Consider the following 251-nt stretch of genomic DNA (forward strand, 5'->3'; position numbering starts at 1 on the left):
GCCCTGTACGACCCGCCGCCCGGCGTGCGGACGCAGGTGATCGCCGGCGACGAGTCGGCGATCCCGGCCATCGCGCGGATCCTGGAGAGTATTCCGGGCGAGATGCGGACGCACGCTTTCATCGAGATCGCCGACCCCCGCGACCGCCAGGATCTCGGCGCCGAGATCGCCTGGGTCGATCGGGACGAGCGTCCCGGTGCCGCGCTGGAGCGCGCGGTTCGGGCCGCCGAGCTTCCCGACCGCCATCGTGG

1 protein-coding gene is annotated in these 251 nt (G+C 73.3%); it reads left to right on the plus strand.

Features of this window, described 5'->3' with window-relative positions:
* A partial coding sequence (locus tag CH42_RS00125) for a siderophore-interacting protein (RefSeq protein ID WP_162231044.1) occupies window positions 1-251 on the plus strand: 251 nt, incomplete at both ends.

The organism is Leucobacter musarum subsp. musarum (genome assembly GCF_001273845.1).
Taxonomy (GTDB): Bacteria; Actinomycetota; Actinomycetes; order Actinomycetales; family Microbacteriaceae; genus Leucobacter; species Leucobacter musarum.